Origin of the sequence: Streptacidiphilus sp. ASG 303 (genome assembly GCF_020991365.1) — a bacterium.
Lineage (GTDB): Bacteria > Actinomycetota > Actinomycetes > Streptomycetales > Streptomycetaceae > Peterkaempfera.
The window spans coordinates 1-243 of the sequence record NZ_JAJLRA010000196.1 but is presented as its reverse complement, the minus strand read 5'-3'; the positions used below and the strand labels follow the sequence as shown (position 1 = coordinate 243).

1 protein-coding gene is annotated in these 243 nt (G+C 73.7%); it reads right to left on the bottom strand.

The window, feature by feature from the left end; genetic code table 11:
• Positions 1-243: AMP-binding protein (locus LO771_RS30475; RefSeq protein WP_230748399.1), on the bottom strand; the 243-nt coding region annotated here is incomplete at both ends.

The window sequence follows — 243 nt, the reverse complement described above, 5'->3', positions numbered from 1 at the left end:
GGCGGTCCTCGCGGACGAGGACCGTGGCCTGGGCGACGGCCGGGTGGGCGGCGAGCGCGGCCTCGATCTCCCCGAGCTCGATACGGAAGCCCCGCAGCTTGACCTGGTCGTCGATACGGCCGAGGTATTCCAGGACACCGTCCTGGTCCCAGCGGGCCAGGTCGCCGCTGCGGTACATCCGCGAACCCACCGGACCGAACGGGTCCGCGACGAACCGGCCCGCGGTCAGGCCGGCCCGTCCCA